At 72.8% G+C, this 26,553-nt stretch carries 23 protein-coding genes; 12 read left to right on the plus strand and 11 right to left on the minus strand.

Annotation, left to right across the window (positions count from 1 at the left end; translation table 11 throughout):
* Nucleotides 1-13 precede the first annotated feature (13 nt).
* Nucleotides 14-289, plus strand: a complete 276-nt coding sequence (locus ACIQU3_RS34575) for a VOC family protein (RefSeq protein ID WP_403929576.1) — start codon at nt 14-16, stop codon at nt 287-289.
* The gene (locus ACIQU3_RS34580; protein WP_403929579.1) at nt 286-504 is read left to right on the plus strand and encodes a VOC family protein; all 219 of its coding nucleotides are present in this window, start codon (nt 286-288) and stop codon (nt 502-504) included. Before ACIQU3_RS34575 ends, ACIQU3_RS34580 begins: the two co-directional genes overlap by 4 nt.
* 9 nt (nt 505-513) lie before the next feature.
* Here ACIQU3_RS34580 and ACIQU3_RS34585 read toward each other — a convergent pair whose 3' ends face one another.
* Entirely contained in the window at nt 514-2,043 is a 1,530-nt protein-coding gene (locus tag ACIQU3_RS34585) for an MFS transporter (protein ID WP_403929599.1), read from the minus strand.
* Nucleotides 2,044-2,338: 295 nt separating this feature from the next.
* On the opposite strand from ACIQU3_RS34585, the gene ACIQU3_RS34590 reads away from it, so the two are divergent.
* From ACIQU3_RS34590 to ACIQU3_RS34600, 3 genes are all read left to right on the plus strand, one after another.
* Nucleotides 2,339-3,895, plus strand: coding sequence for a Re/Si-specific NAD(P)(+) transhydrogenase subunit alpha (locus tag ACIQU3_RS34590; RefSeq protein ID WP_403739554.1), 1,557 nt, complete (start codon nt 2,339-2,341; stop codon nt 3,893-3,895).
* Nucleotides 3,896-3,901: 6 nt separating this feature from the next.
* Nucleotides 3,902-5,335, plus strand: coding sequence for a Re/Si-specific NAD(P)(+) transhydrogenase subunit beta (gene pntB, locus ACIQU3_RS34595; protein WP_403929582.1), 1,434 nt, complete (start codon nt 3,902-3,904; stop codon nt 5,333-5,335).
* 159 nt (nt 5,336-5,494) lie between these two features.
* On the plus strand, nt 5,495-6,187 hold the full coding sequence (locus ACIQU3_RS34600) for a hypothetical protein (protein ID WP_403739550.1): 693 nt from the start codon (nt 5,495-5,497) through the stop codon (nt 6,185-6,187).
* Between the two features lie 58 nt (nt 6,188-6,245).
* On the opposite strand, the gene argG is transcribed toward ACIQU3_RS34600, so the two are convergent.
* The 4 genes from argG to ACIQU3_RS34620 all read right to left on the minus strand — a co-directional run bounded on the left by argG (nt 6,246) and on the right by ACIQU3_RS34620 (nt 12,745).
* The gene (argG, locus tag ACIQU3_RS34605) at nt 6,246-7,700 is read right to left on the minus strand and encodes an argininosuccinate synthase (protein ID WP_403739547.1); all 1,455 of its coding nucleotides are present in this window, start codon (nt 7,698-7,700) and stop codon (nt 6,246-6,248) included.
* A gap of 73 nt (nt 7,701-7,773) precedes the next feature.
* Complete coding sequence (meaB, locus tag ACIQU3_RS34610; protein WP_403739544.1) at nt 7,774-8,766, minus strand: methylmalonyl Co-A mutase-associated GTPase MeaB; 993 nt, start codon at nt 8,764-8,766, stop codon at nt 7,774-7,776.
* Entirely contained in the window at nt 8,763-10,937 is a 2,175-nt protein-coding gene (gene scpA, locus ACIQU3_RS34615) for a methylmalonyl-CoA mutase (RefSeq protein ID WP_403739541.1), read from the minus strand. The genes meaB and scpA overlap by 4 nt, the downstream gene beginning before the upstream one ends.
* The gene (locus ACIQU3_RS34620; RefSeq protein WP_403739538.1) at nt 10,937-12,745 is read right to left on the minus strand and encodes a methylmalonyl-CoA mutase family protein; all 1,809 of its coding nucleotides are present in this window, start codon (nt 12,743-12,745) and stop codon (nt 10,937-10,939) included. Before ACIQU3_RS34620 ends, scpA begins: the two co-directional genes overlap by 1 nt.
* Before the next feature lie 300 nt (nt 12,746-13,045).
* Here ACIQU3_RS34620 and ACIQU3_RS34625 point away from each other — a divergent pair, with 300 nt between their 5' ends.
* Entirely contained in the window at nt 13,046-13,540 is a 495-nt protein-coding gene (locus ACIQU3_RS34625) for an ATP-binding protein (protein ID WP_403739535.1), read from the plus strand.
* A gap of 31 nt (nt 13,541-13,571) precedes the next feature.
* Here ACIQU3_RS34625 and ACIQU3_RS34630 read toward each other — a convergent pair whose 3' ends face one another.
* Nucleotides 13,572-14,927 carry a hypothetical protein gene (locus ACIQU3_RS34630; RefSeq protein WP_403929584.1) on the minus strand — a complete coding sequence of 452 codons (1,356 nt, stop codon included), beginning with the start codon at nt 14,925-14,927 and terminating at the stop codon, nt 13,572-13,574.
* Between the two features lie 113 nt (nt 14,928-15,040).
* Between ACIQU3_RS34630 and ACIQU3_RS34635 the strand changes: the two genes are divergently transcribed.
* Nucleotides 15,041-16,282 (plus strand): molybdopterin-dependent oxidoreductase, encoded by a 1,242-nt coding sequence (locus ACIQU3_RS34635; protein ID WP_403739528.1) that lies wholly within the window; start codon nt 15,041-15,043, stop codon nt 16,280-16,282.
* A 313-nt stretch (nt 16,283-16,595) separates the two neighbouring features.
* Here ACIQU3_RS34635 and ACIQU3_RS34640 read toward each other — a convergent pair whose 3' ends face one another.
* The 3 genes from ACIQU3_RS34640 to ACIQU3_RS34650 are packed head-to-tail and all read right to left on the minus strand — an operon-like array spanning nt 16,596 to nt 18,747.
* Entirely contained in the window at nt 16,596-17,354 is a 759-nt protein-coding gene (locus ACIQU3_RS34640) for a class I SAM-dependent methyltransferase (RefSeq protein ID WP_403929586.1), read from the minus strand.
* Nucleotides 17,351-18,031 carry a DUF2064 domain-containing protein gene (locus ACIQU3_RS34645; protein WP_403929589.1) on the minus strand — a complete coding sequence of 227 codons (681 nt, stop codon included), beginning with the start codon at nt 18,029-18,031 and terminating at the stop codon, nt 17,351-17,353. Before ACIQU3_RS34645 ends, ACIQU3_RS34640 begins: the two co-directional genes overlap by 4 nt.
* The gene (locus ACIQU3_RS34650; RefSeq protein WP_403739519.1) at nt 18,028-18,747 is read right to left on the minus strand and encodes a glycosyltransferase family 2 protein; all 720 of its coding nucleotides are present in this window, start codon (nt 18,745-18,747) and stop codon (nt 18,028-18,030) included. The genes ACIQU3_RS34645 and ACIQU3_RS34650 overlap by 4 nt, the downstream gene beginning before the upstream one ends.
* Nucleotides 18,748-18,869: 122 nt before the next feature.
* Between ACIQU3_RS34650 and ACIQU3_RS34655 the strand changes: the two genes are divergently transcribed.
* Complete coding sequence (locus ACIQU3_RS34655) at nt 18,870-19,694, plus strand: response regulator transcription factor (protein ID WP_403739516.1); 825 nt, start codon at nt 18,870-18,872, stop codon at nt 19,692-19,694.
* The gene (locus tag ACIQU3_RS34660; RefSeq protein WP_403739513.1) at nt 19,691-20,803 is read left to right on the plus strand and encodes a sensor histidine kinase; all 1,113 of its coding nucleotides are present in this window, start codon (nt 19,691-19,693) and stop codon (nt 20,801-20,803) included. The genes ACIQU3_RS34655 and ACIQU3_RS34660 overlap by 4 nt, the downstream gene beginning before the upstream one ends.
* Before the next feature lie 107 nt (nt 20,804-20,910).
* Here ACIQU3_RS34660 and ACIQU3_RS34665 read toward each other — a convergent pair whose 3' ends face one another.
* On the minus strand, nt 20,911-21,915 hold the full coding sequence (locus ACIQU3_RS34665) for an NAD-dependent epimerase/dehydratase family protein (RefSeq protein ID WP_403929592.1): 1,005 nt from the start codon (nt 21,913-21,915) through the stop codon (nt 20,911-20,913).
* 124 nt (nt 21,916-22,039) lie between these two features.
* Between ACIQU3_RS34665 and ACIQU3_RS34670 the strand changes: the two genes are divergently transcribed.
* Nucleotides 22,040-22,771: a flavodoxin family protein gene (locus tag ACIQU3_RS34670; RefSeq protein ID WP_403739507.1), complete on the plus strand. Its 732-nt coding sequence runs from the start codon at nt 22,040-22,042 to the stop codon at nt 22,769-22,771.
* 132 nt (nt 22,772-22,903) lie between these two features.
* Complete coding sequence (locus tag ACIQU3_RS34675) at nt 22,904-23,983, plus strand: DUF1996 domain-containing protein (RefSeq protein ID WP_403929595.1); 1,080 nt, start codon at nt 22,904-22,906, stop codon at nt 23,981-23,983.
* A gap of 38 nt (nt 23,984-24,021) precedes the next feature.
* Here the strand turns inward: ACIQU3_RS34675 and ACIQU3_RS34680 are convergent, their stop codons facing one another.
* Complete coding sequence (locus ACIQU3_RS34680) at nt 24,022-24,624, minus strand: cysteine hydrolase family protein (RefSeq protein WP_403739501.1); 603 nt, start codon at nt 24,622-24,624, stop codon at nt 24,022-24,024.
* Nucleotides 24,625-25,205: 581 nt separating this feature from the next.
* Between ACIQU3_RS34680 and ACIQU3_RS34685 the strand changes: the two genes are divergently transcribed.
* Entirely contained in the window at nt 25,206-26,321 is a 1,116-nt protein-coding gene (locus ACIQU3_RS34685; RefSeq protein ID WP_403929597.1) for a winged helix DNA-binding domain-containing protein, read from the plus strand.
* The last annotated feature ends 232 nt before the right edge of the window (nt 26,322-26,553 follow it).

A 26,553-nucleotide genomic window follows, 5' to 3' on the forward strand; every position in this document is an offset into this window, starting at 1 on the left:
CGATCGTGAACGCATGACGAACGCACACGGCGAACCCGACACGACCGGCGCACCGCACCCCACCGGCCACCCTGCCGTCACCCGGCTCTACGCACGGCTCGTGGTCTCCGACGGAGCCCGCGCCATCGACTTCTACCGAGACGCGCTCGGCGCCGAGGAGAGCGAACGGTACACCGGACCCGACGGCCGGATCGTGCACGCGATGCTGCGACTCGGCGCCGCGGCGATCGCGGTCAAGGACGCAGACGCCGGCGACCCGCCGCCGACGTCCCTCGGCGGCAGCCGGTGATCATCGCGCTCGAGGTGTCCGACGCCGACGCCGTGGCCGAGTCCATGCTGCGGGGCGGGGCGACGGTGGTGCACCCCGTGACCGACCGGCACTACGGGCAGCGCGGCGGCCGCCTCGCCGACCCGTTCGGCCATCTCTGGATGATCTCCCAGACCGTCGAGGAGCTGACGCCGCAACAGATCCAGCGACGCACGGACGAGGCGTTCACCTCCTGACGGGCTTCGTCAGCGCGCCTGTGCCGCCGGCTCCTGCACCTTCGCGTGCGAATCCACCGTGCCGCCCGGGTGCCGCAGGGCGCACAGGAAGGCGATGCCCAGTGCGATGGCCATGCCGTAGAACACCCACTGGTTGGCCTCCGCGAAGTCCATGCGGATCGCCGACATCGCGTCCCGGGTCGCCTCGGCGGCGGGCCCGGTGCCGGTGGGCGGCTGGGCGTCGCCGTTGCCCGTGACCGACTCGGTGACGTCGCGCGCCACACTCTCGGCCGTCCCGGCGGGCACGCCCCGGGACTCCAGGGTGCCCGTCACGTTGTCGGTCGTGACGTGCGTCAGGATCGTGCCGAAGATCGCCATGCCCACACTGGCCGCGAAGTTGCGCACCGTCTGCGTGATGCCGGTGACCTCGCCGTAGGAGGCGCCGATGGCGCGGTTCACGGCGTCCGTCGACGCCGGCGCCAGGATGAAGCCGATGCCGGCCCCGGCAAGCGCTGCATAGAGCCACTGGTCGTGCATGGTCAGGTTGGTGAGTTCGCCCGCCCACAGCGCGAACCCGACGGCGCCCACCACCCCGCCCATTTTCAGGGCCGGCCGCGCGCCCTTCTTGTCCAGGATCCGACCGCCCCACTGGGAGGCGATCGCGAAGCCCACGAAGAAGTACAGCAGGAACAGCGCCGCCTGGTTCGGCGAGGCGCTCAGCGACACCTGCGCGTAGACGGAGGCGAAGAAGAACACCGGGACGAACGCGAGCATCGCGAAGAACAGCACCAGCGCGTCCACGCTGAACGCCTTGTCGCGGAAGACCCGCAGATCGATCAGGGGGTGCTCCACCCCGCGCTCGTAGCGGATGAACCCGGCCAGCACCGCGAGGCCGCCCGCGATGCACAGCCAGGTTGCCCAGCTGTCCCAGCCCCAGGAGAACGCCTGCTGGAAGCCGAGGACGCTCAGGCCCATGCCGAAGGCGATGAGGACGGCACCCGGCACGTCCAGCGTGCCGGACCGCCGCCGGTCGGGGATGTGCGCCAGGCCCGTCAGCACCAGCGCCACGATCGCCACCGGGACGTTGACCCAGAACACGGCCCGCCAGGTCCAGCTGGTCAGCCAACCGCCCAGGAGCGGCCCGATGGCGGTCAGCGCACCGGTGACACCGAAGAACAGGGCCAGGGCGCGGCCGCGCCGCTCGACCGGGAAGACGGCCACCACCACGGCCAGGGCCGCGGGGAACAGCAGCGCCGCCCCCAGCCCCTGGGTGGCCCGGAAGATGATCAGCCATGCCTGCGCGGCGCCGCCCTCGGGGACGCAGCCGCACAGCACGGACGAGACGACGAACACCACGGTTCCGATGACGACGACCCGGCGCGGTCCGTACAGGTCCGCGAGCCGCCCGCCGAGTGCGAAGAACGCAGCCAGGGCCAGCAGGTAGGAGTTGACCACCCACTGCATACCGGAGGACGACAGGCCCAGCTCGCGGACGATGTCCGGAGCAGCGATCGACACGATGGTCTGGTCGATGAACGTCATGGCGACGGCGAACATCATCGCCGCCAGCGCCAGCGTCTGCTGTGGCGCGGTTCGGGTAGGGGACGCGGACCCGCGTCCCGGGCGCACGTTGCTCACCAGCCCAGTCTGCGCCCGCGGGAAACATGCCGCATCACGGGGCATCTGCCGCCTCTGGCGTCACATCCATACCGCCGAACGGGCCATCCGGCAACCCCCCGGTCGTGTGAGGACGACCTCCTCGGCCGTGTGACCGTGGTCCGCCACGGATGCCGCGTCGAGCGTGCAGGATGCGGGCACCAAGGAGGACAGACACAAAGACGAGGAGAGGCAGACGATGGTTCCAGCGGAAGCTGAACCCCAGAGGATCGGCATTCCGGCCGAATCCACTGCGGACGAGACCAGGGTGGCGGCCACACCGGCCACCGTGGGCAGACTCGTCGCGCTCGGGTACGAGGTGGTCGTCGAACCGGGCGCGGGAGCCTCGTCCCGCTTCTCCGACGCGGCCTACGAGGAGGCGGGAGCCCGGCTCGGCGACCCGTGGCAGGCGGAGATCGTGCTCAAGGTCAACGCCCCTTCGACCGAGGAGGCCGACCGGCTGAACGACGGGGCGACACTGATCGCGCTGATCAGCCCCGCCCTCAATCCGGAACTGGTCGAGGAGCTGGCGCGGCGGCCGATCACCGTGCTCGCCATGGACGCCGTGCCGCGCATCTCGCGCGCCCAGTCGCTGGACGTCCTCAGCTCGATGGCGAACATCGCCGGATACCGGGCCGTGGTCGAGGCCGCGCACGCCTTCGGCCGCTTCTTCACGGGCCAGGTCACCGCCGCCGGCAAGGTGCCGCCCGCCAAGGTGCTGGTGGCCGGGGCCGGAGTGGCCGGGCTCGCCGCGGTCGGCGCGGCCCGCAGCCTGGGCGCCGTGGTCCGCGCCACCGACCCGCGCCCCGAAGTCGCCGAGCAGGTGCGGTCCCTGGGCGGCGAGTTCCTGACGGTGACCGCCGAGCAGGAGGTGAGCACCGACGGCTACGCCAAGGCCACCTCGGACGACTACAACCGGCTCGCGGCGCAGATGTACGCCGAGCAGGCCGCCGACGTCGACATCATCATCACCACCGCGCTCATCCCGGGCCGTCCGGCACCGAGGCTGATCACCGCCGAGGACGTCGCGAGCATGAAGCCCGGCAGCGTGATCGTCGACATGGCGGCCGCCCAGGGCGGCAACGTCGAGGGGACGGTCGCCGGGAAGGCGGTCGTCACCGACAACGACGTGACGATCATCGGCTACACCGACCTGCCCGGCCGGCTCCCCGCCCAGGCCTCGCAGTTGTACGGCACGAACCTCGTCAACCTGATGAAGCTGCTCACCCCGGGCAAGGACGGCCGGCTCGTCCTCGACTTCGACGACGTGGTGCAGCGGTCGATGACCGTGGTCCGCGAGGGTGAGAAGACCTGGCCGCCGCCCCCGGTGCAGGTTTCCGCCGCGCCCGCACCGGCCGCGGCCAAGGACCCGGAACCGGCCGCCGCCGAGGCGCCGGCGAAGCCCGCCCGCCCGGCCTGGTCCTCCTACGCCCTCGTCGGTGCCGGAGCACTCGCGCTGTTCCTGGTGACGGCCTTCTCCCCGAGCGAACTCCTCGGCCACTTCACGGTGTTCGTCCTGGCGATCGTCATCGGCTTCTACGTCATCGGCAATGTGCACCACGCGTTGCACACCCCGCTGATGTCGGTCACCAACGCCATCTCCGGCATCGTGGTGGTCGGTGCGCTGCTGCAGATCGGGCAGGGCGACACCGCCGTCACCGTGCTGTCGTTCGCCGCGATCCTGCTGGCGAGCATCAACATCTTCGGCGGATTCGCCGTCACCCGCCGCATGCTCGGCATGTTCTCGAAGGGCTGATCAGGGATGACCACAGACACGGCCGCCCAGGCCGCCTACGTCGTCGCCGCGCTGCTGTTCATCCTCAGCCTCGCCGGCCTCTCCCAGCACAAGACGTCCCGTTCCGGAGTCGTCTGGGGCATCGCGGGCATGGTCGTCGCCCTCGCCGCCACGGTCGGGCTCGCCTCCCGCAGCATCTCCGCGACCGGACTGGTGCTGATCGTCGTCGCCACGGCCCTCGGCGCGGGCATCGGCCTGTGGCGGGCCCGGGTGGTCGAGATGACCGGCATGCCGGAGCTGATCGCCATCATGCACAGCCTCGTGGGCCTCGCCGCCGCGTTCGTCGGCTGGAACGGCTACCTCGACGTCGACGCGGAACTCTCCGGTTCGCTGCTGGGCATCCATCACGCCGAGGTGTTCATCGGGGTGTTCATCGGCGCCGTCACCTTCACGGGTTCCGTCGTCGCCTACCTGAAGCTCTCGGCGCGCATCAACTCCCGCCCGCTCACGCTGCCGGGCAAGCACCTCCTCAACATCGGCGCGCTCGTGGCCTTCGTGGGGCTCACGGTGGCGTTCGTCGTACGCCCCGGCATGGGCCTGCTCATCGCGGTCACCGTGATCGCGCTGGCCCTCGGCGCGCACCTGGTCGCCTCGATCGGCGGCGGTGACATGCCGGTGGTGGTCTCCATGCTGAACAGCTACTCCGGCTGGGCCGCCGCGGCTTCCGGCTTCCTGCTCGCCAACAATCTGCTCATCGTCACCGGTGCGCTGGTCGGCTCCTCCGGTGCCTACCTGTCGTACATCATGTGCAAGGCGATGAACCGCTCCTTCATCTCGGTGATCGCGGGCGGCTTCGGCACCCCGGCGGCCGCCGCCGACGAGGGCGAGCAGGGCGAGCACCGGGAGATCAGCGCCGAGGAGACCGCGGAACTCCTCGGCAACGCCACCTCGGTCATCATCACGCCGGGTTACGGCATGGCCGTCGCGCAGGCCCAGTACCCGGTCGCCGAACTGGCACGCAAGCTGCGCGACCGGGGTGTGGAGGTGCGGTTCGGCATCCACCCCGTCGCCGGCCGGCTGCCCGGGCACATGAACGTGCTGCTCGCCGAGGCCAACGTGCCGTACGACATCGTCCTGGAGATGGACGAGATCAACGACGACTTCGCCGCCACCTCGGTCGTCCTGGTCATCGGCGCCAACGACACGGTCAACCCGGCCGCCACCGACAACCCGTCCAGCCCCATCGCCGGCATGCCGGTGCTGCACGTCTGGGAGGCGGCGAACGTGGTCGTCTTCAAGCGGTCCATGGCCGCCGGCTACGCGGGCGTGCAGAACCCGCTGTTCTTCCGCGAGAACACCCAGATGCTGTTCGGCGACGCCAGGCAGCGTGTGGAGGACATCCTGCGCGGCCTGGACTCCCTGGACGCACCGGTCCCGGAGATGGCCGGCACGTCACGCTGAGCGCGATGCCCCGCCGGTACCGACCGGCGGGGCACCGGCGTTCCGAGGGTGCGGCCGGCCCGGTATCGGCGTTGACTGGTGAAGAGGGCACACGACCCGCCCGGCACGCGACGGAACGACGCAGCCGCGCTGCGACACCGGCATGTTGCGGAGTCGACCATGACCCATCAGCTTCGGATACGCGTGTGCGCGGTGCTGGCCACCGCTCTGCTGGCCCTGTCCGGTGGTTGGGCGTACGGGGCCCCCGCGCGTGACGACATGGGCCAGGACATCGAAACGGCCGTGCAGGGCGTCGACGCCTTCTGGGACGCCCACTGGTCCGAGTTCTTCACACGGACGTACGTCCCGCCCACCGTCCTGGGCGAGTACGACGGCGCCGCCGCGGACGTCCCCACCTGCGACGGCGAACCGCTGGCGGACGACAACGCCTTCTACTGCACGACGGATGAGGACTACGTCGCCTGGGACACCGACCTCATGCGGTCGGGCTACCGGTACGGGGACGCGTTCGTGTACCTGGTCGTCGCGCACGAGTGGGGCCATGCGATACAGAACCGCCTCGAGGCGGAACTCCAGACGGTGGACGGCGAGTTGCAGGCGGATTGCCTGGCCGGAGCAGAGCTCGACGGCGCGGCCCGGGACGGAACGGTCGTCTTCGACGAGGGGGACGTGGACGAGTTGCGCACGGCCCTGGTCCGCGACGCCGACGACACTCCCTGGACGAGGGAAGGGGACCACGGAAGCGCCGACGAGCGGGTCGACGCCTTCGCCACGGGGCAGGAGTTCGGCGTCGAGGGGTGCTTGCCGGACGAGGTGTCCACCGAGGGTGCGGCGGCGGCCCCAGGCCGGTGAGAACGCCGGGAGGCCGGCCCGACATCGCGTCGGGCCGGCCTGGCGCGGTGCCGTGCGGTCAGTCCGTGCCGGACTCCATCGCCGCCCGGTCCAGCCACGCGTCCTCCTCCGAGACCTCGCCCCGGGAGGCGATGGCCTCGGCACCGCCCTGCGGCAGCTCCGGCATGGTGCCGATGAGGCCGGTCGCGGCGGCCTGGGAGGCGCCGATGGTGGGGCTGCCGGTGCCGATCAGGCCGATGCCGGCGTACTGCTCCAGCTTGGCGCGGGAGTCGGCGATGTCGAGGTTGCGCATGGTGAGCTGGCCGATCCGGTCCACCGGGCCGAACGCGGAGTCCTCGGTGCGCTCCATGGACAGCTTGTCCGGGTGGTAGCTGAACGCCGGGCCCGTGGTGTCGAGGATCGAGTAGTCCTCACCGCGCCGCAGCCGCAGCGTCACCTCGCCCGTGACGGCGGCGCCGACCCAGCGCTGGAGCGACTCGCGGATCATCAGCGCCTGCGGGTCCAGCCAGCGGCCCTCGTACATCAGCCGGCCGAGGCGCCGGCCCTCGGTGTGGTACTGGGCGAGGGTGTCCTCGTTGTGGATCGCGTTGACGAGACGCTCGTAGGCGGCGTGCAGCAGGGCCATGCCCGGGGCCTCGTAGATGCCGCGGCTCTTGGCCTCGATGATGCGGTTCTCGATCTGGTCCGACATGCCCAGGCCGTGCCGGCCGCCGATGGCGTTGGCCTCCATGACCAGGTCGACGGGGGAGGCGAACTCCTTGCCGTTGATCGACACCGGGCGGCCCTCGGCGAAGCCGATCGTCACGTCCTCGGCGGCGATCTCGATCGAGGGGTCCCAGAACCGGACGCCCATGATCGGCTCGACGGTCTCGACGCCGGTGTCCAGGTGCTCCAGGGTCTTGGCCTCGTGGGTGGCGCCCCAGATGTTGGCGTCCGTGGAGTACGCCTTCTCCGTGCTGTCCCGGTAGGGCAGGCCGTGGGCCAGCAGCCACTCGGACATCTCCTTGCGGCCGCCGAGCTCCGTCACGAAGGCCGCGTCCAGCCAGGGCTTGTAGATGCGCAGGTGGGGGTTGGCGAGCAGGCCGTAGCGGTAGAACCGCTCGATGTCGTTGCCCTTGAAGGTCGAGCCGTCGCCCCAGATCTGGACGTCGTCCTCCAGCATCGCCCGCACCAGCAGGGTGCCGGTGACGGCCCGGCCGAGCGGGGTGGTGTTGAAGTACGCCCGCCCGCCCGAGCGGATGTGGAACGCGCCGCAGGTCAGCGCGGCCAGGCCCTCCTCGACCAGCGCGGCACGGCAGTCGACCAGGCGCGCGATCTCGGCCCCGTAGGTCTTGGCACGGCCGGGCACCGAGGCGATGTCGGGCTCGTCGTACTGGCCGATGTCGGCGGTGTAGGTGCACGGGACGGCGCCCTTGTCGCGCATCCACGCGACCGCGACGGAGGTGTCGAGACCGCCCGAGAAGGCGATGCCGACGCGCTCGCCGGCGGGCAGGGAGGTGAGGACCTTGGACATAGAAAGAGTATGTCTCACTTTGCATAGTCATGCAAGCCGGGTATGCGAAATCGCCGTCCCGGCTGCTCAGAGCTCAGGAACCGGCTGGGTCGGAACCCCCGAGCGCGCCGAGGATCCGCTCGGCGGCCAGTGTCGGGGTGAGTTCGCCCTCCCGGACGCGCTGCTCCAGCACCGGTGCCAGCGCCCGTACCGCCGGGTCGGCCCGGAGGCGGCCGAGGAGTTCGTCGCGGACCATGTTCCAGGTCCAGTCGACCTGCTGGTCGCGGCGTTTCCCGGCGAGACGGCCGGTGGAGTCCAGCAGGGTGCGGTGCTGCTCCAGGCGCTCCCACAGCGTGTCCAGGCCGGTCGACTCGCGGGCGCTGCAGTGCAGTACCGGCGGCGTCCAGAACGCGTCCTTGCCGTGCATCAGCCGCAGCGCCCCCGCCAGTTCCCGGGCCGCCGCCCGGGCGTCGCGCTCGTGCGGCCCGTCCGCCTTGTTGACGGCGATCACGTCGGCCAGCTCCAGCACGCCCTTCTTGATGCCCTGGAGCTGGTCGCCGGTGCGGGCGAGGGTGAGCAGCAGGAACGTGTCGACCATGTTCGCGACGGCCGTCTCGGACTGGCCGACGCCGACCGTCTCCACCAGGATCACGTCGTAACCCGCGGCCTCCATCACCACGATCGACTCGCGGGTGGCCTTGGCGACCCCGCCCAGCGTGCCCGCGGTGGGGGAGGGGCGCACGAACGCCGCCGGGTCCACGGCCAGGCGCTCCATCCGGGTCTTGTCGCCCAGGATCGAGCCGCCGGTACGGCTGGAGGACGGGTCGACGGCCAGGACCGCCACCCGGTGTCCGAGCGAGGTCAGCAGCGTGCCGAACGCGTCGATGAACGTCGACTTGCCCACGCCCGGCACCCCGCTGACGCCGATTCGCCGGGCCCGGCCGCTGTGCGGCAGCAGCGCGGTCAGCAACTCCTGCGCCAGCGCCCGGTGCTGCGGCCGGGTCGACTCGACGAGGGTGATCGCGCGGGCGATGATCGCCCGCTTCCCGTCGAGCACGCCCTTCACATACGCGTCGACATCGATCACAGCTCGTGCCCGAGGCCGTCCGACAGTCGCTGCACCAGGTCGTACGCCGCGTCCGGGATCACCGTCCCGGGCGGGAAGACGGCCGCCGCGCCCATCTCCAGCAGCGTCGGCACGTCCTGCGGCGGGATCACCCCGCCGACCACGACCATGATGTCCTCGCGGCCCTCCTCGGCCAGCGCCTCGCGCAGGGCCGGGACGAGGGTGAGGTGACCGGCCGCCAGCGACGAGACGCCGACGATGTGCACGTCCGCCTCGACGGCCTGTCGGGCCACCTCGGCGGGCGTCTGGAACAGCGGGCCGACGTCCACGTCGAAACCGAGGTCGGCGAAGGCCGTGGCGATCACCTTCTGGCCGCGGTCGTGGCCGTCCTGGCCCATCTTGGCGACCAGGATGCGCGGGCGGCGGCCCTCGGCCTCCTCGAAGGCGGACACCAGGGTGCGGGTGCGGTCCACGCTCGGGGACTCTCCGGTTTCGTTGCGGTACACGCCGGAGATCGTACGGATCTGCCCCGCGTGCCGGCCGTACACCTTCTCCAGGGCGTCGGAGATCTCCCCGACGGTGGCCTTCGCGCGGGCCGCGTGCACGGCCAGCTCCAGCAGGTTGCCCTCGCCGCCGGCGGCCCTGGTCAGCGCGTCCAGCGCGTCCTGGCAGGCCCGCTCGTCCCGCTCCGCGCGCAGCCGCCGCAGCTTCTCGATCTGCTGCGCCCGCACCGAGGAGTTGTCGACCTTCAGGACGTCGATCTGCTCGTCGGACTCCACCCGGTACTTGTTGACGCCGATGACCGGCTGCCGGCCCGAGTCGATCCGGGCCTGGGTGCGCGCCGCGGCCTCCTCGATGCGCAGCTTCGGGATGCCCGCGTCGATGGCCTTGGCCATACCGCCCGCGGCCTCGACCTCCCCGATGTGCTGCCAGGCCCGCCGGGCCAGGTCGTACGTCAGCTTCTCCACGTACGCGCTGCCGCCCCACGGGTCGATCACGCGGGTGGTGCCGGACTCCTGCTGGAGCAGCAGCTGTGTGTTGCGGGCGATGCGCGCCGAGAAGTCGGTGGGCAGGGCGAGCGCCTCGTCGAGGGCGTTGGTGTGCAGCGACTGCGTGTGCCCCTGCGTCGCCGCCATGGCCTCGACGCAGGTGCGCGTCACGTTGTTGAACACGTCCTGCGCGGTCAGCGACCAGCCCGAGGTCTGCGAATGGGTGCGCAGCGACAGGGACTTGGCGTTCTTCGGGTCGAACTGCTTCACCAGCTTCGCCCACAGCAGGCGCGCCGCCCGCAGCTTGGCGACCTCCATGAAGAAGTTCATGCCGATCGCCCAGAAGAACGACAGCCGCGGCGCGAACGCGTCCACGTCCAGGCCCGCCTCACGGCCCGCCCGGATGTACTCCACGCCGTCGGCGAGGGTGTACGCCAGCTCCAGGTCGGCCGTCGCACCCGCCTCCTGGATGTGGTACCCGGAGATGGAGATGGAGTTGTAGCGCGGCATCCGCTGCGAGGTGTACGCGAAGATGTCGGAGATGATCCGCATCGACGGCTTCGGCGGATAGATGTAGGTGTTGCGGACCATGAACTCCTTCAGAATGTCGTTCTGAATGGTTCCGGCCAGCTTCTCCGGCGGTACGCCCTGCTCCTCCGCCGCCACGATGTACAGCGCCAGCACCGGCAGCACGGCACCGTTCATCGTCATCGACACGGTCATCTTGTCCAGCGGGATGCCGTCGAACAGCTGCCGCATGTCGTAGATGGAGTCGATCGCCACGCCCGCCATGCCGACGTCACCGGTCACCCGCGGGTGGTCGCTGTCGTAGCCGCGGTGCGTGGGCAGGTCGAAGGCGACCGACAGGCCCTTCTGGCCGGCCGCGAGGTTGCGCCGGTAGAACGCGTTGGACTCCTCGGCCGTCGAGAAGCCGGCGTACTGGCGGATCGTCCAGGGCTGGTTGACGTACATCGTCGGATACGGACCGCGCAGGTACGGCGCCGCCCCCGGATACGTGTCCAGGAAGTCCAGGCCCTCCAGGTCACGGCCGGTGTACAGCGGCTTGACCGCGATCCCCTCCGGCGTCTCCCACAGCAGGTCGTCCCCGCCGGAGGCGTTCTTGACCGCCGAGCGCCACTCGTCGGCGCCGCCGTCGGGGGCCGGGGCGCCCAGCTCGATCCCGGAGAAGTCGGGGATACCCATCACGACACTCCCATGCGGTCGAGGGTGGCGGACAGCACGGCGACGGCGTCGCAGCCCGCGAAGACGTACGAGTCGACACCCGGGTGCTCCCCGGGACGGCCCGCGAGGAACACATGCCGTGCGCCGGCGGCCTTCAGCGCCCGGACGGCCGCCTCGGCCTGCTCCGCGTACACAGAGTCGCTGGAGCACAGCACGGCCTCCGTCGCACCGCTCTCCTCGAAGGTGCCGTCCACGACCGGCTCGATGCCGCCGGCCTGGAAGAGGTTGGAGGCGAAGGTGAGGCGGGCGGTGTGCGCGGCGGCCGGGCCGAGCGCGGCGAGGAAGACCCGCGGCCGGGAACCCGTCGCGGCGAGGTGGGCGTCCGAACGGGCGCGCAGCGCCTCGTACGCCTCGTCACGGCGGACGCGAGGCAGACCGCCGGAGCGCGGCTCGGGTGCCTCCGCGCGGACCACCGGTTTCTCCGCGAGGAACGGGAACTCGCTGACGCCGGTGATGGGTTCGCGCCGCTTGGCGAGCCTGCCGGTGCGTGCCCTCCAGGTCTCGGCCAGGTCCTGCGCGACGTCCCCCGACCGCAGGGCGGCCGCCATGCCGCCGAGCCGCTCGATGCGCTGGAAGAACTCCCAGCCCGCGTGGGCGAGTTCGTCCGTGAGGCGTTCCACGTACCAGGAGCCGCCCGCGGGGTCGATCACCCGCGCCAGGTGCGACTCCTCGATGAGGATGGTCGAGGTGTTGCGGGCGATCCGGCGCGCGAACGCGTCCGGCAGGCCGAGGGCGTGGTCGAAGGGCAGCACGGTGACCGCGTCGGCCCCGCCCGCGCCGGCGGCCAGGGTGGCGATCGTGGCGCGCAGCATGTTCACCCACGGGTCGCGGCGCGTCATCATCACGGGCGAGGTGACCACGTGCTGGAGCTGCGCCCCCGCGCGCGGCGCCCCGCAGGCCTCGGCCACCCGGGCCCACAGCCGGCGCGCGGCCCGCAGCTTCGCGATCGTCAGGAACTGGTCCGCGGTCGCCGCGTACCGGAACTCCACCTGGGAGCAGGCCTGTTCGACATCGAGACCGGCCCCGGTCAGCTCCCGCAGATACGCCACGCCGGTGGCCAGCGAGCAGCCCAGCTCCTGGGCGGCCGAACCTCCGGCCTCGTGATACGGCAGCGCGTCCACGGTCAGCGCACGCAGCCCCGGGTACTCTCCGGCGCACAGCCGCGCGAGCTCCGCCGCCGGCGCGGTGTCGCACCGCTGACCGGTACGGGCCTCGTGCCCGAGCGGATCCGCGCCCAGATTGCCGCGCGCCGCGTCCCGGGCCACTCCCCGCTCCGCGTACACCCGGAGCAGCTCCCGCGCGGCCGGTTCGGCATCGCGCCCGGCGTCCAGAACGACGGGCGCCAGGTCCAGATACACGCCGTCGAGGACCCGGCCGAGGTCCGGCACCGGGATGCCGCCTTCCCCGACCGTCAGCCAGAGCGAGGTGACGCCGTTCTCCAGGTCCCCGAGCACCGCGTCACGGTCGGCCGTGGAGTGCCGTTGCCGTACGTCCCAGCCGCCGACCGTGTTCCCCTCGGGGCGGCCGCCGCGCACAAAGGGAGCGAATCCCGGGAAACCCGGCTCGGGCGCGGAGTCGTGGGCGGTGTAGAGAGGGCGGGTGCGCAACCCGTCCTCCAGCGCGGTGGACAGGGCTTCCTCGGCCTCGGCCCCCTCGACGTCCTTGCCCGATTTGCGCAGTACACCCGCCACAAGGCGCTGCCACTGCTCATGGGACACGTCAGGGAACTCGCCGGCCAGCTCAAGCCCGTCGTCAGGCAGGACCGTCATGCTCGGATGTTAGGCCACGTTAACGAACGAGCAGCAGAGGGAACGGCTGTGACCTTGCCCTCGCTCCGGTTGTGACCTCGCTCTCCCCGCCCCGCGCCCGGCGCGAACGGGCGGTGGGCGCCGCCCATGCTAGCGACGCGTCCCCCTCGGGGATCCCGCGTGTGGCGAAGAAGCGACGGCCGTGATGGGGCGCAGAGCACACCCGGCGGTGGGCCACCGGCAGTGTGTGCGTGGAGCGCCTGGGTAGACGAACGACCGAAAGGTCACTTGGCAACACGAACAACAACGAAAGAGCCCCGTATGGTCATCCCGCTTATGAAGCAGGCGGAAGATGAGCCGGGCGCGGACGAGCGGGCCACCCTGCGCTGCGGCGCGGTCTGGGCCGAGGGCGCGGCTTGCGCCGTCGAGGCGCGCCGGGCGCTGCGCGCGTTTTTGTCGCGCGTACCGTCTTCCGGCCGCCGCTCCGTGCCGGCCCCGCTGGCGATCGACGCCGAGCTGGTCGTCAGTGAACTGGTCACCAACGCGATCCGGCACGCACCCGGACCCTGCGGGATGATCCTCCAGCTGTCCGAGGACGGACTCGCCATCACCGTGTGGGACACCTCCGCCGAGCCGCCGCTGGTCAGGCAGCGCGACGGGCGGCGTTTCGGCGGCCACGGGATGCACGTGGTGCACACGGTCAGCGAGGAAGTCGTGGTCAGCCCCTTCGGGGACGGCAAGCGGATCACGGCCCACCTGCGCCCGGCGCGGGACGAGGAGGCCGAAGCGGTGATCGACACCAACCCGGCGGCCTGAAGACCGCGACGGTGCCTGCTCCCGGCGGGGTTCACCACCCGGTGAGCAGCAGATGGTTGAGGAGCAGCGCGAGCAGCGCCTGGGCGGTGAGCCACAGGCGGGGGCGGGGGAGGAAGGCGCACGCCGGCAGGAGCCACAGGGCGAAGGGGAGCCAGATGCGTTCCGTCTCCGCCTTGCTCATGCCGGACAGGTCGGCGACCAGCAGGGCCGCCAGCGCGGCGGCCACGAGGAAGGCGAGGCGGACACCGGCCCGGGCCCCGATGCGGTGCCGGAGCAGCGAGGCCGCTGTCCGCCGCAGCCCCGCCACGGTCGCCGGTCCCGTGACGAGCACCGCGCAGGCCAGATTGGCCCACACCCAGTAGCCGTAGGGACGGATGCCGCCCGCGCCCTGACCGTAGCGTGTGACCAGCAGGCGGTAGGCCTCCCACCAGTCGAAGCCGGCGAGCGTGAACACCGCGGGCACCACCGCCAGCCCGGCGAGCAGCGCCGCCGGTACGACCGGGTGCCGCCGGACCCCGTGGCGGCCGAGGACGAGGACCGCCCCGGCGATCAGCGCGACGAGCGTGAGGCCGTACGACAGGTAGCACGTCAGGCCGAACAGCAGCCCGGACGCGCCCGCCCACCCCGGGGAACCCCGGGTGACCGCCAGTGCCAGCAGTGCCACGGCCCAGGCCGCCACCGCCGCGAAGTACGCGTCGGCCGAGGTGCCCATCCACACGGCGGCCGGGGCCAGGACCAGGAAGGGCGCCGCACGGCGGGCGAGCGCCTCGTCGGCCAGCGCGCGGAGCGCGACCAGCACGGCCACGCACGCGGTCGCCCCCACGACGACGCACCACGTCCCGGCCCACCCCCCGCCCCGCAAACCGGCCCGGTCGAGCAGTACGAAGGTGAGGGTGGCGGCGGGCGGATGCCCGGCGACGTGGGCGGGCCAGTTGTCGGGGGAGTCCAGCAGGATGTGCCCGGTGAAACCCCGCAGCGCCGCCGGGACGTCGTGGAAGCGGTCGACGACCTGAAGGTACTCATGGCGGGTGGTGAGCCTGCGGGCGACACCCCGGTGCCAGCCGTCGACCAGGGCGAGGGACAGGATCCACACCGTGGACGTGGCCCAGGCGGCCGGGAGCAGGGTACGCCATGGCAGCCGGGCCGCCAGGACGGGCCCGTACGCCACGGTGGCGACCGCGACCAGGACGGCGGCCGGGGTACCGGGGCCCGTGTGCGGGGCCCAGGACGCCAGCACGGGGGGCCAGTCGACGAACAGCGTCCGGCTGGTGTCCTGGATGTGACGGCCGACCAGGACGGACGCCGTCACGAGCAGCGCGGCGGCCACGGCGGCGTACACATCGCGGCGCAGGTCCCGGTACGGGGCGGTGGGCGGGGTGCGGATCACACCGGCACGCTAGGCGGCGCGGCCGGCCGCGGGCCGCCGACCGGGCCCGACGTCAGCGTTTCGTCATGGGTCGCGCACCCTTTCGCGGGGGTTTCGCGGCCTAACGTCGGCTCATGCGAGACGACCCACGCGATCCGCGGCTCCCCACGTCCCCCGCCTTCTGGCGCAGCCCCCTGCGGGGGCCCTGGCTCACCTCGGTGCTGGGCCTCGTCCTCCTGGCCGGCGTCACCGTCCTGTTCGTGACGGGACTCGTCTCGTACGCCGCCTACAACCCGGGCCTGTCGCCGGTCAACGACAAGACCCCGGGCAAGGGGATCCTCGGCTTCTACCTGTTCGCCTGGCCGACGGACCCGCACTGGCTGTACCGGCTGAACCAGGGCGTCCACGTCACCCTCGGCATCACCCTGATCCCCGTCCTGCTCGCCAAGCTGTGGTCCGTCGTGCCGAGGCTGTTCGCGCTGCCGCCGGCCCGCTCGCTCGCGCACGCCCTGGAGCGGATCTCACTGCTCCTGCTGGTCGGCGGCGGACTGTTCGAGTTCGTGACCGGCGTCCTCAACGTCCAGCTCGACTACGTGTTCCCCGGCTCGTTCTACCCCCTGCACTTCTACGGCGCCTGGGTGTTCTTCGCCGCCTTCGTGGCCCACGTCCTGCTGAAGGCCCCCACGGCACTGCGCAATCTGCGGCAGCTGGGGGAGGAGAAGAACGACCTGGTGCCACCGCGCCCCGCCGAGCCGACCGTCTCCCGGCGGGGTGCCCTGTGGTTCGTCGGGAGCGGCTCGCTGCTGCTGTTCGCCACGACCGTGGGGCAGAACTTCGGCGGTCCGCTGCGGCGTACCGCCCTCCTCGCCCCGCACGGGGGCGGCGAGCCCGGCACCGGACCGAACGGCTTCCAGATCAACAAGACCGCGGCGTACGCCGGGATCGAAGTGGCTCAGACGACCGGCGACGCCTGGCGGCTGGTGGTGACGGGGCGCACCGGAACGGTCCGCCTCAGCCGCGCCCGCCTCGCCGAACTCACCCTGTACAGCTCGGCGTTGCCCATCGCCTGCGTGGAGGGCTGGTCCACCCCCGACCAGTGGTGGCGCGGGGTGCGGCTGCGCGACCTCGCGGCCCTCGTCGGGTACGAGGACGATCCGCCGGACGTGTTCGTCGAGTCCCTCCAGCCCCGCGGCGCCTTCCGGAAGGCCGCGCTGCGCGCCAACCAGGTGGCCGATCCGCGTTCCCTGCTCGCCCTGTACGTCAACGGCGAGGAGCTGTCCCCCGACCACGGCTACCCGGCGCGGATCATCGTGCCCGCCGCGCCCGGCGTGCTGAACACCAAGTGGGTGGCCCGGATGACGTTCGGAGATCTGTGATGCGAGGACGCGTCGTGATCGGCAGCCCCCTGCAACTCCTGGTGCTCTGCGGCTCGTTCGCCCTGGCCTCCTACGCGGGGGTGCGCCTGCTCGCCGGGGACTGGTTCGCCGTGGCCCTGTGGGTCGTGGGCGCCGCACTGCTGCACGACCTCGTCCTGCTGCCGCTGTACGCGGCGGCGGACCGGGCGATGGTGCGGGGGTTCGAGGGCCTCCGCCGCCGGGAGTGGGCGATGTACGTACGCGTACCGGCCGCCCTCTCCGGGCTGCTGCTGCTCGTGTGGTTCCCGCTGATCAGCTCCATGGTGGAGGCGCGCTACCGGTCCGCCACCGGTCTGCCGCCGGAGGTGTTCCTCACCCGCTGGCTGCTGATCACCGCCGCCCTCTTCGGCGGCTCGGCGCTGCTGCTCGCGGTGCGGCTGCTGCGACTGCGCAGGGCGGCGAAACGCCGCCCGCCGGCCGTCCACTGACCGGCCCGCTCCCAGCCCCGCGCGTACCGCAGCAGCGCGCGGGTGCCCAGCCGGGCCCAGGGGAACGGGGCGCCGGAGACGGCGTGGGCATCGGTGATGTGGACGTCCACGCATTCGTCGATGTCCGCGGGGGCGGTCTCGGCGATCAGCAGGCCGCCGGGGCGCAGGAGGGCGCCGATCCGGTCCAGCAGGGCGCGCGGGTCACCGCCGATGCCGATGTTGCCGTCCATGAGCAGCGCGGTGTCCCACCGTCCCTCACCGGGCAGCGGCTCGAAGACGGAGCGCCGCAGCGCCTGCCCGCCGAGCCGGACGGTGTGCTCCACCGCGGCCTCGCTGACGTCGATCCCGAGAGCGGTCCGGCCCCGGGCGGCCAGTTCCGCCACGAGCCGTCCGGGCCCGCACCCCACGTCCAGCACGGCCCCCTCGCACCGGTCCAGTACGTCCCGGTCGACCGCGTCGGCGCGGGCGCACCAGCGCTCCACCTCCAGCGGCAGCAGCCAGCCGTCCGGGCGGCGCAGGAACAAGGGACCACGGCCGGCCCGCAGCGCGGCGTCGTAGGGGTCGGCGGAGGCCCAGGCCAGGGCGGTGGCGGGCGGGGCGCTCATCGGGGACCGGCCGTCGGTGGGACGGGCCCGGCGAAGGGCCCGGCCTCGGACGGCCCGACCCCGCACGGCCCGGCCGCCGTGTACCGGGCGAGCCGCGCCGCGAAGCGTCCACGCGGGGCCAGCGCGGCGACGGCGCGGGCGTCGGAAGCGGTGTCGACGTCACGCAGGGACGGCAGGTCCCGCACCCGCAGGCCCGCCGCGACCAGCCGTTCCCGCTGCACGGCACCCGTCACCGGCGTCGACATGGGCACGCCCCGCAGCAGAGCGGGATCCGGACACGCCAGACCCAGCGCCCAGAAACCGCCGTCCTCGGCCGGGCCGAACCAGGCGTCACAGCCCGCGAAGTCCACGGTGAGCAGTTCCGGGGTCACCTGCGGGGTGTCCATGCCGATGAGCAGGGCCGGTCCGCCGCAGCGCGCGAAGGCCGCGGCCAGCCGTTCATCCAGACCGCCCGCGCACTGCGCCACGACGTCGAAGCCCGGCGGCAGCCACGGGCCGGGGGAGCCGTCGAGCACGAGGACGCGCCGGGAGGCGGGCGCGGCGGCCACCGCGTGCAGTGTGTCCGCGAGGGCCGCTTCGGCCAGTGCGGCCGCCTGCCGGGGGGTGAACGGCGGCGTGAGCCGCGTCTTCACCCGGCCCGGCCGCGGCTCCTTGGCGATGACGAGGAGCGTGGTCAACGGACGGTTCCCCCTTCATGCGCTTCATGTGCGTGCGCTTCGTGCGCCGGGGCCTCGGCCAGCACGCGGCTCATGTCCCGTACGGCCTGCCACGTCCCGCGCCAGGTGCCGGTCACCTTCGAGGCCCCGGTACGCGGCAGATACGGCACGTCTCGCTCCTCGATCCGCCATCCCGCGTCGGCCGCGCGGACCACCATCTGCAGCGGATAGCCGCTGCGCCGGTCGCTCAGACCGAGGGCGAGCAGCGGTTCGCGGCGGGCGGCGCGCAGGGGGCCCAGGTCGCGCAGGCGCAGCCCGGTGCGGCGGCGCAGCATCCGCGCCAGGGCGAGATTGCCGGCCCGGGCGTGCGGGGGCCAGGCACCCCGACCCTGCGGACGTCGCCGTCCGAGTACCAGGTCGGCCCGGCCGTCGCGTAGTTCGCGTACGAAGGGGATCAGGAGCCCGGGGTCGAGGGAGGCGTCGCAGTCGCAGAAGCACACCACGTCGGCGGTGGCGGCCGTCAACCCGGCGTGGCAGGCGGCGCCGAAGCCCCGCCGCGGCTCCCGCACCACGGTCGCACCGCACGCGCGGGCGACGTCGGCCGAGCCATCCGTGGAACCGTTGTCGACGACGAGTGCGCGCCAGCCCGGCGGAATCCGTTCGAGCACCCAGGGAAGGGCCTCGGCCTCGTTCAGGCAGGGCAGCACCACGTCGACGTCCGAAGGTGTCGTCGTCACGGTTTCACCCTACGAAGGCGAATCGGACATACCGGGCCATCGGTCCTTACGAAACGCGGACGTCGGAGCCCGCCGACGGTGCCCGGGCCCCGCCGGCGATGACGCGGTGCCAGGCTGGAGGCATGCAGCAGCAACCGTACGAGCGCCCCGGGACCGCGGGCGGGGCGCCCAGGATCCTGGTCGTCGACGACGACCCGACCGTCGCCGAGGTCGTCGCCGGCTATCTGGACCGCGCCGGCTACGCAGTCGACCGGGCCGACGACGGTCCGACCGCCCTCACCCGCGCCGCCGCGCACCGGCCGGACCTGGTCGTGCTCGACCTGATGCTGCCCGGCATGGACGGCCTGGAGGTGTGCCGGCGGATCCGCGGCCACGGCCCCGTGCCCGTCATCATGCTCACGGCCCGCGGTGACGAGGACGACCGGATCCTGGGCCTGGAGGTCGGTGCCGACGACTACGTCACCAAGCCCTTCAGCCCCCGCGAACTCGTCCTGCGCGTCGAGTCGGTGCTGCGCCGCAGCCGTCCCGCCGCCACGGGGCGCCGGCTCGGGGCGGCCGGCCTGACCGTGGAACCGGCGGCCCGCCGTGCCACCAAGAACGGCACCGAACTCGCGCTCACCCTCCGCGAGTTCGACCTGCTCTCGTTCTTCCTTCGGCACCCCGGGCGGGCGTTCGGCCGCGAGGACCTGATGCGCGAGGTGTGGGGCTGGGACTTCGGCGACCTGTCGACGGTCACCGTCCACGTCCGCCGGCTGCGCGGCAAGGTCGAGGACGACCCGGCCCGGCCCCGGCTGATCCAGACCGTCTGGGGCGTGGGCTACCGCTTCGAACCCGGTGGACCCGGTGACCCCGGCGCACCCGGTGAACTCGCTGCACCCGCTGCACCCGCTGCACCCGGTGAGTCCGGTGAGTCCGGTGAGCCCGGGGGAGGAGACGACCGACCGTGAACGCCAACCTCCTGATCGCCCTGTACGCCTTCGCCGGTGCCGCCGCGACGGGACTGGCCGGAGCGGGTGTGCTGCGCCTGATCCGCCGTCGTTCGCTGACCGTGTCCCTCGCCGTGGTGGCGGCGGTCGGCGTGGTCGCGATGCTCGCGGGGACGCTCGCCGTCGCCTGGGCGATGTTCCTGTCGGCGCACGACCTCACCGTCGTCACCACCGTCGTCGCCATGGCGGCCGTCGTCTCCCTGGCCACCGCCCTGCTGCTGGGCCGCTGGGTCGTCGCCCGCAGCCGGGAACTCGCGGTCGCCGCACGCTCCTTCGGCGACGGCGGCAACTTCGCCGCACCCGACGGGCCCGCCACCGCCGAACTCGCCGCGGTGAGCCGCGAGCTGGCGGCCACCAGCGCCCGGCTCGCCGAGTCCCGGGAGCGCGAACGCGCCCTGGAGGCCTCCCGGCGTGAGCTCGTCGCCTGGATCTCGCACGACCTGCGCACTCCGCTGGCCGGTCTGCGTGCCATGTCGGAGGCCTTGGAGGACGGCGTCGCCGCCGACCCGAAGCGCTATCTCCAGCAGATGCGCACCGAGGTCGAACGCCTCAACGACATGGTCGGCGACCTCTTCGAACTCTCCCGCATCCACGCCGGGGCCCTGGCGCTGACGCCGACCCGGATGTCCCTGTACGACCTCGTCGGGGACGCCCTCGCCGGTGTCGACCCCCTCGCCCGCGAGTGCGGGGTGCGGCTGGTGGGCGGCCGTATCGAGCCGGTGCCGGTGGAGGTGGACGGCAAGGAGATGAGCCGCGTGCTGGGCAACCTGCTGGTCAACGCCATCCGCCGGACCCCCGCGGACGGCACGGTCGCCATCGCCGCCGAGCGTTCGCCCGAGGGCGTCGTCCTGTCCGTGACGGACGCCTGCGGCGGTATCCCCGAGGAGGACCTGCCGCGCGTCTTCGACACCGGCTGGCGCGGCACGCACGCCCGGACGCCCCCGGCGGGGGCGGGTCTGGGCCTCGCCATCGTCCGCGGCATCGTCGAGGCCCACCAGGGCCGGACCGGTGTACGCAACATCCCCGGGGGCTGCCGCTTCGAGGTGGTGCTGCCGGCGGCCGCGTCCTGAGGCCGGCCGGGGCGAGGTGGTGCTGCCGGCGGCCGCGTCCTGAGGCCGGCCGGGGCGAGGCGGTGCGGCCGGCCGCCGCCTCCCGAACCCGGCCGGATGCGGCCGGGTCACCCCGCGCGCATCCCGGCCCGCGCGAACTCCGTCATGCCCTCCGCGAAGCCGACCCCGGGCTTCCACCCCAGCTCCGTCCGCAGCCGCGACGAGTCCGCGGTGATGTGCCGTACGTCCCCGAGCCGGTACTCACCCGTGACGACCGGCTCGGGCCCGCCGTGGGCGGCGGCCAGCGCCCGGGCCATCTCGCCGACGGTGTGCGGGTCACCGCTGCCCGTGTTGTAGGCGGTGACCACGCCGCGAGCGGCGCCCCGCGCCTCCAGCGCCACGGCGTTCGCTGCCGCCACGTCCCGCACGTGCACGAAGTCCCGGCGCTGCCGTCCGTCCTCGAACACCCGAGGAGCCTCGCCCCGGGCGAGCGTCGAGCGGAAGAACGAGGCGACCCCGGCGTACGGGGTGTCCCGGGGCATGCCGGGCCCGTACACGTTGTGGTAGCGCAACGACACCGCCGACCCGCCGGTGCAGCGGGCCCACGCGGCCGCCAGATGCTCCTGGGCGAGCTTGGTCGTCGCGTACACGTTCCGCGGGTCTGCCGGGGCGTCCTCGCGGACCAGCCCGGGGGCGACGTCCGCCCCGCACTCCGGGCACACGGGCTCGAACCGGCCCGCGTCGAGATCGGCCACGGCCCGCGGCCCCGGCCTCACCGCCCCGTGCCGTTCGCACACGTACCGCCCCTCCCCGTAGACCACCATCGACCCGGCGAGCACGAGGCTCCGTACCCCCGCCTCCGCCATCGCCGCGAGCAGCACGGACGTCCCCAGGTCGTTGTGCGAGACGTAGTCCGCCGCGTCGGCGACGCCGTCGCCGAGCCCGACCTTCGCGGCCTGGTGGCACACCGCGTCCACACCGGTCAGAGCGCGGCCCACCGCCGCGGGATCCCGCACGTCGGCCGCGGGATCCTCCCGCACGTCGAACACGATCGCCTCGTGCCCCCGCTCCCGCAGGGCGGCGACCACATGAGACCCGATGAACCCGGCACCGCCGGTGACCAGTACGCGCATACGGGCACGCTAGGCGCACACCGGCGCCGGCTCACGGGAGCGCGGCGGTACGTCATGACTCCGTAAGACGGGCACGGGTGCGCCGAACCGCAACAAACCGGGCCCGGCGCGAGAACCTGCCCTCATGACAGCTTCCCCCGCAGCCGACGCGGCCCACCGCTTCGACGACCTGACGGCCCTCTACATCAACTGCACCCTCAAACCGTCCCCGCAGCGCAGCCACACCCAGGGCCTGATCGACAAGAGCAGGTCGATCATGGACGCCGCCGGTGTGACCACCGAGCTCATCCGCGCCGTCGACCACGACATCGCAACCGGCGTCTACCCCGACATGACCGAGCACGGCTTCGCCACGGACGCCTGGCCGTCGCTGTACGAGAAGGTCATGGCAGCGGACATCCTGGTCCTGGCCGGGCCGATCTGGCTCGGCGACAACAGCTCCGTCACCAAGCAGGTCGTCGAGCGCCTCTACGCCTGCTCCTCGCTGCTCAACGCCCAGGGGCAGTACGCCTACTACGGCCGGGTCGGCGGGTGTCTCATCACCGGCAACGAGGACGGCATCAAGCACTGCGCGATGAACGTCCTCTACAGCCTCCAGCACCTCGGCTACACGATCCCGCCCCAGGCGGACGCGGGCTGGATCGGCGCGGCCGGCCCCGGGCCCTCGTACCTGGACCCGGACTCGGGCGGTCCGGAGAACGACTTCACCAACCGCAACACGAGCTTCATGACCTGGAACCTGATGCACATCGCGGCCCTGCTGAAGCGCGCCGGCGGGGTCCCCGCCCACGGCAACCGGCGCTCGGAGTGGGACGCCGGCTGCCGCCCCGGTGCGGACAACCCCGAGCACCGCTGACCGCCCGGGCCGACGCCGAAGAGCGAATTCTTACGCGCCGATGACGCGCGCCCGGAACCGGTGGCCCCTCTTCGTCCCACCGGCCACGGTGGTCACACCTGACACACCTGACACATGAACGGAAGGGCCACCATGAACCGGGGACACAGGCGCAACCGCAACCGTCGCAACGCGATCGTCCTGCTCGCAGGGCTGGCCGCGGGCGGCGTCGGACTCGCGTTGGTCAACATGCAGGCCAACGCGACCGACGCCCCGCGTGCCACCACCCGCGCGGCTTCACCCCTGTCCGGTCCAGGGGCGAAGCCATCACCGGCCGCCGGCAACGGGCCGGTGCGCGCGGACTTCGTGGACATCACCAAGGTCGCCCCCAACGTGCCCGCACGGCCCCGCAACGGCCGCAACGCCTCCAAGGGCGCCTTCCAGACCCGCTGCGGTGTCAACGCGGAAGGCCGACACAACTCCGACAACGTGATCGTCGCCCCCGGGGTGGGCAACGGGGCCCACCACACCCACGACTACGTCGGCGCCGTCGGCGTCGACGCCTTCACCACCGACGACACCCTCGCCGCGGCCCGCACCACCTGCACCAACGGCGACCGGTCGACCTACTACTGGCCGGTGCTGCGCGACCGCAAGGGAGTCGAGAGGGCGGACGCGGGCAAGCCCGGCGGCGGAGCCGAGGGCAACGTCGGCAAGATCCTCACGCCCACGTCCGCGAGTCTCACCTTCGTCGGCAGTCCCGCCACCAAGGTGGTCGCCATGCCGCGCTTCCTGCGCATCATCACCGGTGACGCCAAGGCCAACGCCAACGGCGGCGCCAACGCCAACGCGGCCTGGTCCTGCACCGGCTTCGAGAACCGGGTCCAGCTCAAGGACAAGTACCCGATCTGCCCGGCCGGCAGCCAGGTGGTCCGCACCGAGCGCTTCCAGAGCTGCTGGGACGGCCGGAACACCGACAGCGCCGACCACCGCAGCCACGTCGCCTTCGCCGACCCCCGTGGCAGGTGCCCGGCCGGTTTCAAGGCGGTCCCGCAGCTCGTCCAACGCCTCACCTACAGCGGCCTGTCCGGCAGCACCCGTTTCGCCGTGGACAGCTTCCCCGAATCGCTGCACAAGCCGATCACCGACCACGGCGACTTCATCAACGCCATGCCCGACCGGCTGATGAAGCGGGCCGTCGCCTGCATCAACTCCGGCCGCCGCTGCGGCTGAACCCCGCAGGGCGAGCGGCGGAAGGCCACCGTACGGTCTCAGTCCTCACGGGGAGTGAACTCGGTCTCCTTCGCCGTGATGATCCGCGCGCCCATGTTGCGCCCCATCATCTCCAGGGCCGCGGACGCCAGATGGGGATGGATGGAGGCCACGGCGTCCTTCGGCACCGTGACGTCCAGGTGGCGGATGTGTGCGTCCAGGGCGGAGTACAGGACGCACTGCTCGGTGACCTGGCCGGTCAGGACCACGTGCCCGACGTCCAGGCTCCACAGCAGGTAGGACAGGGGAGTCTCGAAGAAGACCGAATGGCGGGCCTTCAGCACGAAGAGCGAGCGGTCGTCGGGCCGGATCGGTTCGATCAGGTGGGCGTTCGGCTGGGACAGGGCGGCGTCCAGCAGCTCACCGTGGTGCGAGCGCCACAGTCCGAAGTTGTCGTTCACGTAGATCACGGGGACATCGGCCTCACGGGCCCGGCCGATCAGCTCCGTCAGGACGGGGACGACCTGCTCGACGGACGGCACGAGGAGCTCGGCGTCCTCGTGGTCGTAGGTGTTGATCATGTCGATCACGATCAGAGCCGAACGTGCCGGGTCCGCGCCTCGCCCCCTGCCCCCGGCCGTCCCTCCGGCGCTGTCACTCATGGGAAACGGGGGGATCGCGTCGCGGAAGAGGTCGGAACATCGGATCTCCCGGTGGAGCGTGTGGTGCGGGTTGCGCGAACGCACTGCTGAGTACCCGGCGGCGCGGCGGAACTAACAACCCGCCGACGCCCGGCCCGGACGTCCCAGCCCGTGATGACGGCGTCGCGGCGGAGCCGGCCACGGCCTTCGCGACGTCGTCGGGCGAGGTGGCGTCCCCGGCGACCACGTCGACCCGGTCCGCCGGATCGTCCAGCGCCTCGGGTCCGCGGGCCAGGACCGTGACGGTGCCGCCGCCCCGCAGGGCCAGGACGACGAAGCCCTCGACGGAGTCGGACGACACGGAGTGGATCCATGTCGCCCACGACCTCGACACGCGGCCCGGGTCGCGGGAGGCCGCACGCCGGCAGATGCGCCGGGGCGGAGCGCTGCGCGGACACAAGCTCCACAGCTCCACAGCTCCACAGCTCCACAGCGCCGCGGCCGCCCCGGCCGACGCGGGCGACCGGGACGCGGGGCCCCCTTGCGTTCCCGTGCGGAGTCGCGGCCAGAAGCTGTCCGCAAGCCCCGCTACCGTGCATCGCATGACGAACACCAAGCGGAGCGTCACCGGCACGGCACCCCTGCTCGGCGCGCGTGCCCTCAACCGGGCGACCCTCGACCGGCAGTTGCTGCTGCGGCCAGCCGGGCTCTCCGTCGCGGCGGCCGTCGAGCACCTGCTCGGGCTCCAGGCGCAGAACGTCAGGCCGCCGTACTACGCCCTCGCCGCCCGGCTCGACGGATTCGCCCCCGAGGCGTTGTCCCGGCTGATGGCCGACCGCGAGGCCGTCCGGATCGTCACGATGCGCTCCACCATCCACACCCACACCGCGGACGACTGCCTCACCCTGCGGCCGCTGGTGCAGCCCGCCCGCGACCGGGAGCTCGTCACCTTCCGCAAGGGACTCGCCGGTGTCGACCTGGAACGGCTCGCCGCGCTCGCCCGCGACCTCGTCGAGACCGAGCCCCGCACCATGACGCAGCTGCGCGAGGCCCTGCTCCGGGAGTGGCCCGACGCCGATCCGCAGGCACTGGCTGTCGCCGCCCGCTGCCGCCTCCCGCTCGTGCAGGTGACGCCCCGCGGGCTGTGGGAGCGCAGCGGGCAGGTCCGTCTCACCACCGCCGAGCACTGGCTCGGCCGGCCCGCGCAGCCGGCCCCCGCGCCCGACGGGGTCGTCCTGCGCTATCTCGCCGCCTTCGGCCCGGCCTCGGTGAAGGACATGCAGGCCTGGGCCGGCATGACCCGCCTGCGCGACGCCTTCGAACGTCTGCGGCCGCGGCTCGTGACCTTCCGGGACGAAGCCGGCGTCGAACTCTTCGACCTCCCCGACGCCCCCCGCCCCGACCCGGACACGCCGGCGCCGCCGCGCTTCCTTCCCGAGTTCGACAATTTGCTGCTCTCGCACGCCGACCGCGCCCGCGTCGTCCCGCCCGCGTACCGGGGCCGCTCGTGGAAGGGCAACATGGCCTACCGCACGCTCCTCGTCGACGGCTTCCTCGCGGGGCTGTGGCGGCTGGCGGAGGACGCGCTCGTGATCGAGCCCTTCGACCGCCTCACCCGCGCTCTGCAGGACGAGGTCACCGCCGAGGGGGAGCGGATGCTGCGCGTCATGCACCCGGGGGCGTCGTACGACGTCCGGTTCGGCGTCGTACGGACCTGACGCGCCCCGCGACATGGAGAGGGGGGGGGGGGGGGGGGGGGGGGGGGGGGGGGGGCCCCCCCCCCCGCGGGGGGGGGGGGGGGGGGGCGCGGGCGCCCCCCCCCCCCCCCCCCCCCCCCCCCCCCCCCCCCCCCCGCCCCCCCCCCCCCCCCCCCCCCCCCCCCCCCCACCCCCCCGCCCCCCCCCCCCCCCCCCCCCCCCCCCCGCCCCCCCCCCCCCCCCCCCCCCCCCC

Source organism: Streptomyces sp. NPDC101110 (assembly GCF_044759525.1).
GTDB lineage: Bacteria > Actinomycetota > Actinomycetes > Streptomycetales > Streptomycetaceae > Streptomyces.

Coding starts and splice junctions, on each gene's coding strand:
- ACIQU3_RS34575 (WP_403929576.1), top strand. CDS start 14: ATGACGAACGCACACGGCGAACCCGACACGACCGGCGCACCGCACCCC.
- ACIQU3_RS34585 (WP_403929599.1), bottom strand. CDS start 2,043: ATGATGTTCGCCGTCGCCATGACGTTCATCGACCAGACCATCGTGTCG.
- ACIQU3_RS34590 (WP_403739554.1), top strand. CDS start 2,339: ATGGTTCCAGCGGAAGCTGAACCCCAGAGGATCGGCATTCCGGCCGAA.
- pntB (WP_403929582.1), top strand. CDS start 3,902: ATGACCACAGACACGGCCGCCCAGGCCGCCTACGTCGTCGCCGCGCTG.
- ACIQU3_RS34600 (WP_403739550.1), top strand. CDS start 5,495: ATGACCCATCAGCTTCGGATACGCGTGTGCGCGGTGCTGGCCACCGCT.
- argG (WP_403739547.1), bottom strand. CDS start 7,700: ATGTCCAAGGTCCTCACCTCCCTGCCCGCCGGCGAGCGCGTCGGCATC.
- scpA (WP_403739541.1), bottom strand. CDS start 10,937: ATGGGTATCCCCGACTTCTCCGGGATCGAGCTGGGCGCCCCGGCCCCC.
- ACIQU3_RS34620 (WP_403739538.1), bottom strand. CDS start 12,745: ATGACGGTCCTGCCTGACGACGGGCTTGAGCTGGCCGGCGAGTTCCCT.
- ACIQU3_RS34625 (WP_403739535.1), top strand. CDS start 13,046: ATGGTCATCCCGCTTATGAAGCAGGCGGAAGATGAGCCGGGCGCGGAC.
- ACIQU3_RS34635 (WP_403739528.1), top strand. CDS start 15,041: ATGCGAGACGACCCACGCGATCCGCGGCTCCCCACGTCCCCCGCCTTC.
- ACIQU3_RS34640 (WP_403929586.1), bottom strand. CDS start 17,354: ATGAGCGCCCCGCCCGCCACCGCCCTGGCCTGGGCCTCCGCCGACCCC.
- ACIQU3_RS34655 (WP_403739516.1), top strand. CDS start 18,870: ATGCAGCAGCAACCGTACGAGCGCCCCGGGACCGCGGGCGGGGCGCCC.
- ACIQU3_RS34665 (WP_403929592.1), bottom strand. CDS start 21,915: ATGCGCGTACTGGTCACCGGCGGTGCCGGGTTCATCGGGTCTCATGTG.
- ACIQU3_RS34670 (WP_403739507.1), top strand. CDS start 22,040: ATGACAGCTTCCCCCGCAGCCGACGCGGCCCACCGCTTCGACGACCTG.
- ACIQU3_RS34675 (WP_403929595.1), top strand. CDS start 22,904: ATGAACCGGGGACACAGGCGCAACCGCAACCGTCGCAACGCGATCGTC.
- ACIQU3_RS34680 (WP_403739501.1), bottom strand. CDS start 24,624: ATGAGTGACAGCGCCGGAGGGACGGCCGGGGGCAGGGGGCGAGGCGCG.
- ACIQU3_RS34685 (WP_403929597.1), top strand. CDS start 25,206: ATGACGAACACCAAGCGGAGCGTCACCGGCACGGCACCCCTGCTCGGC.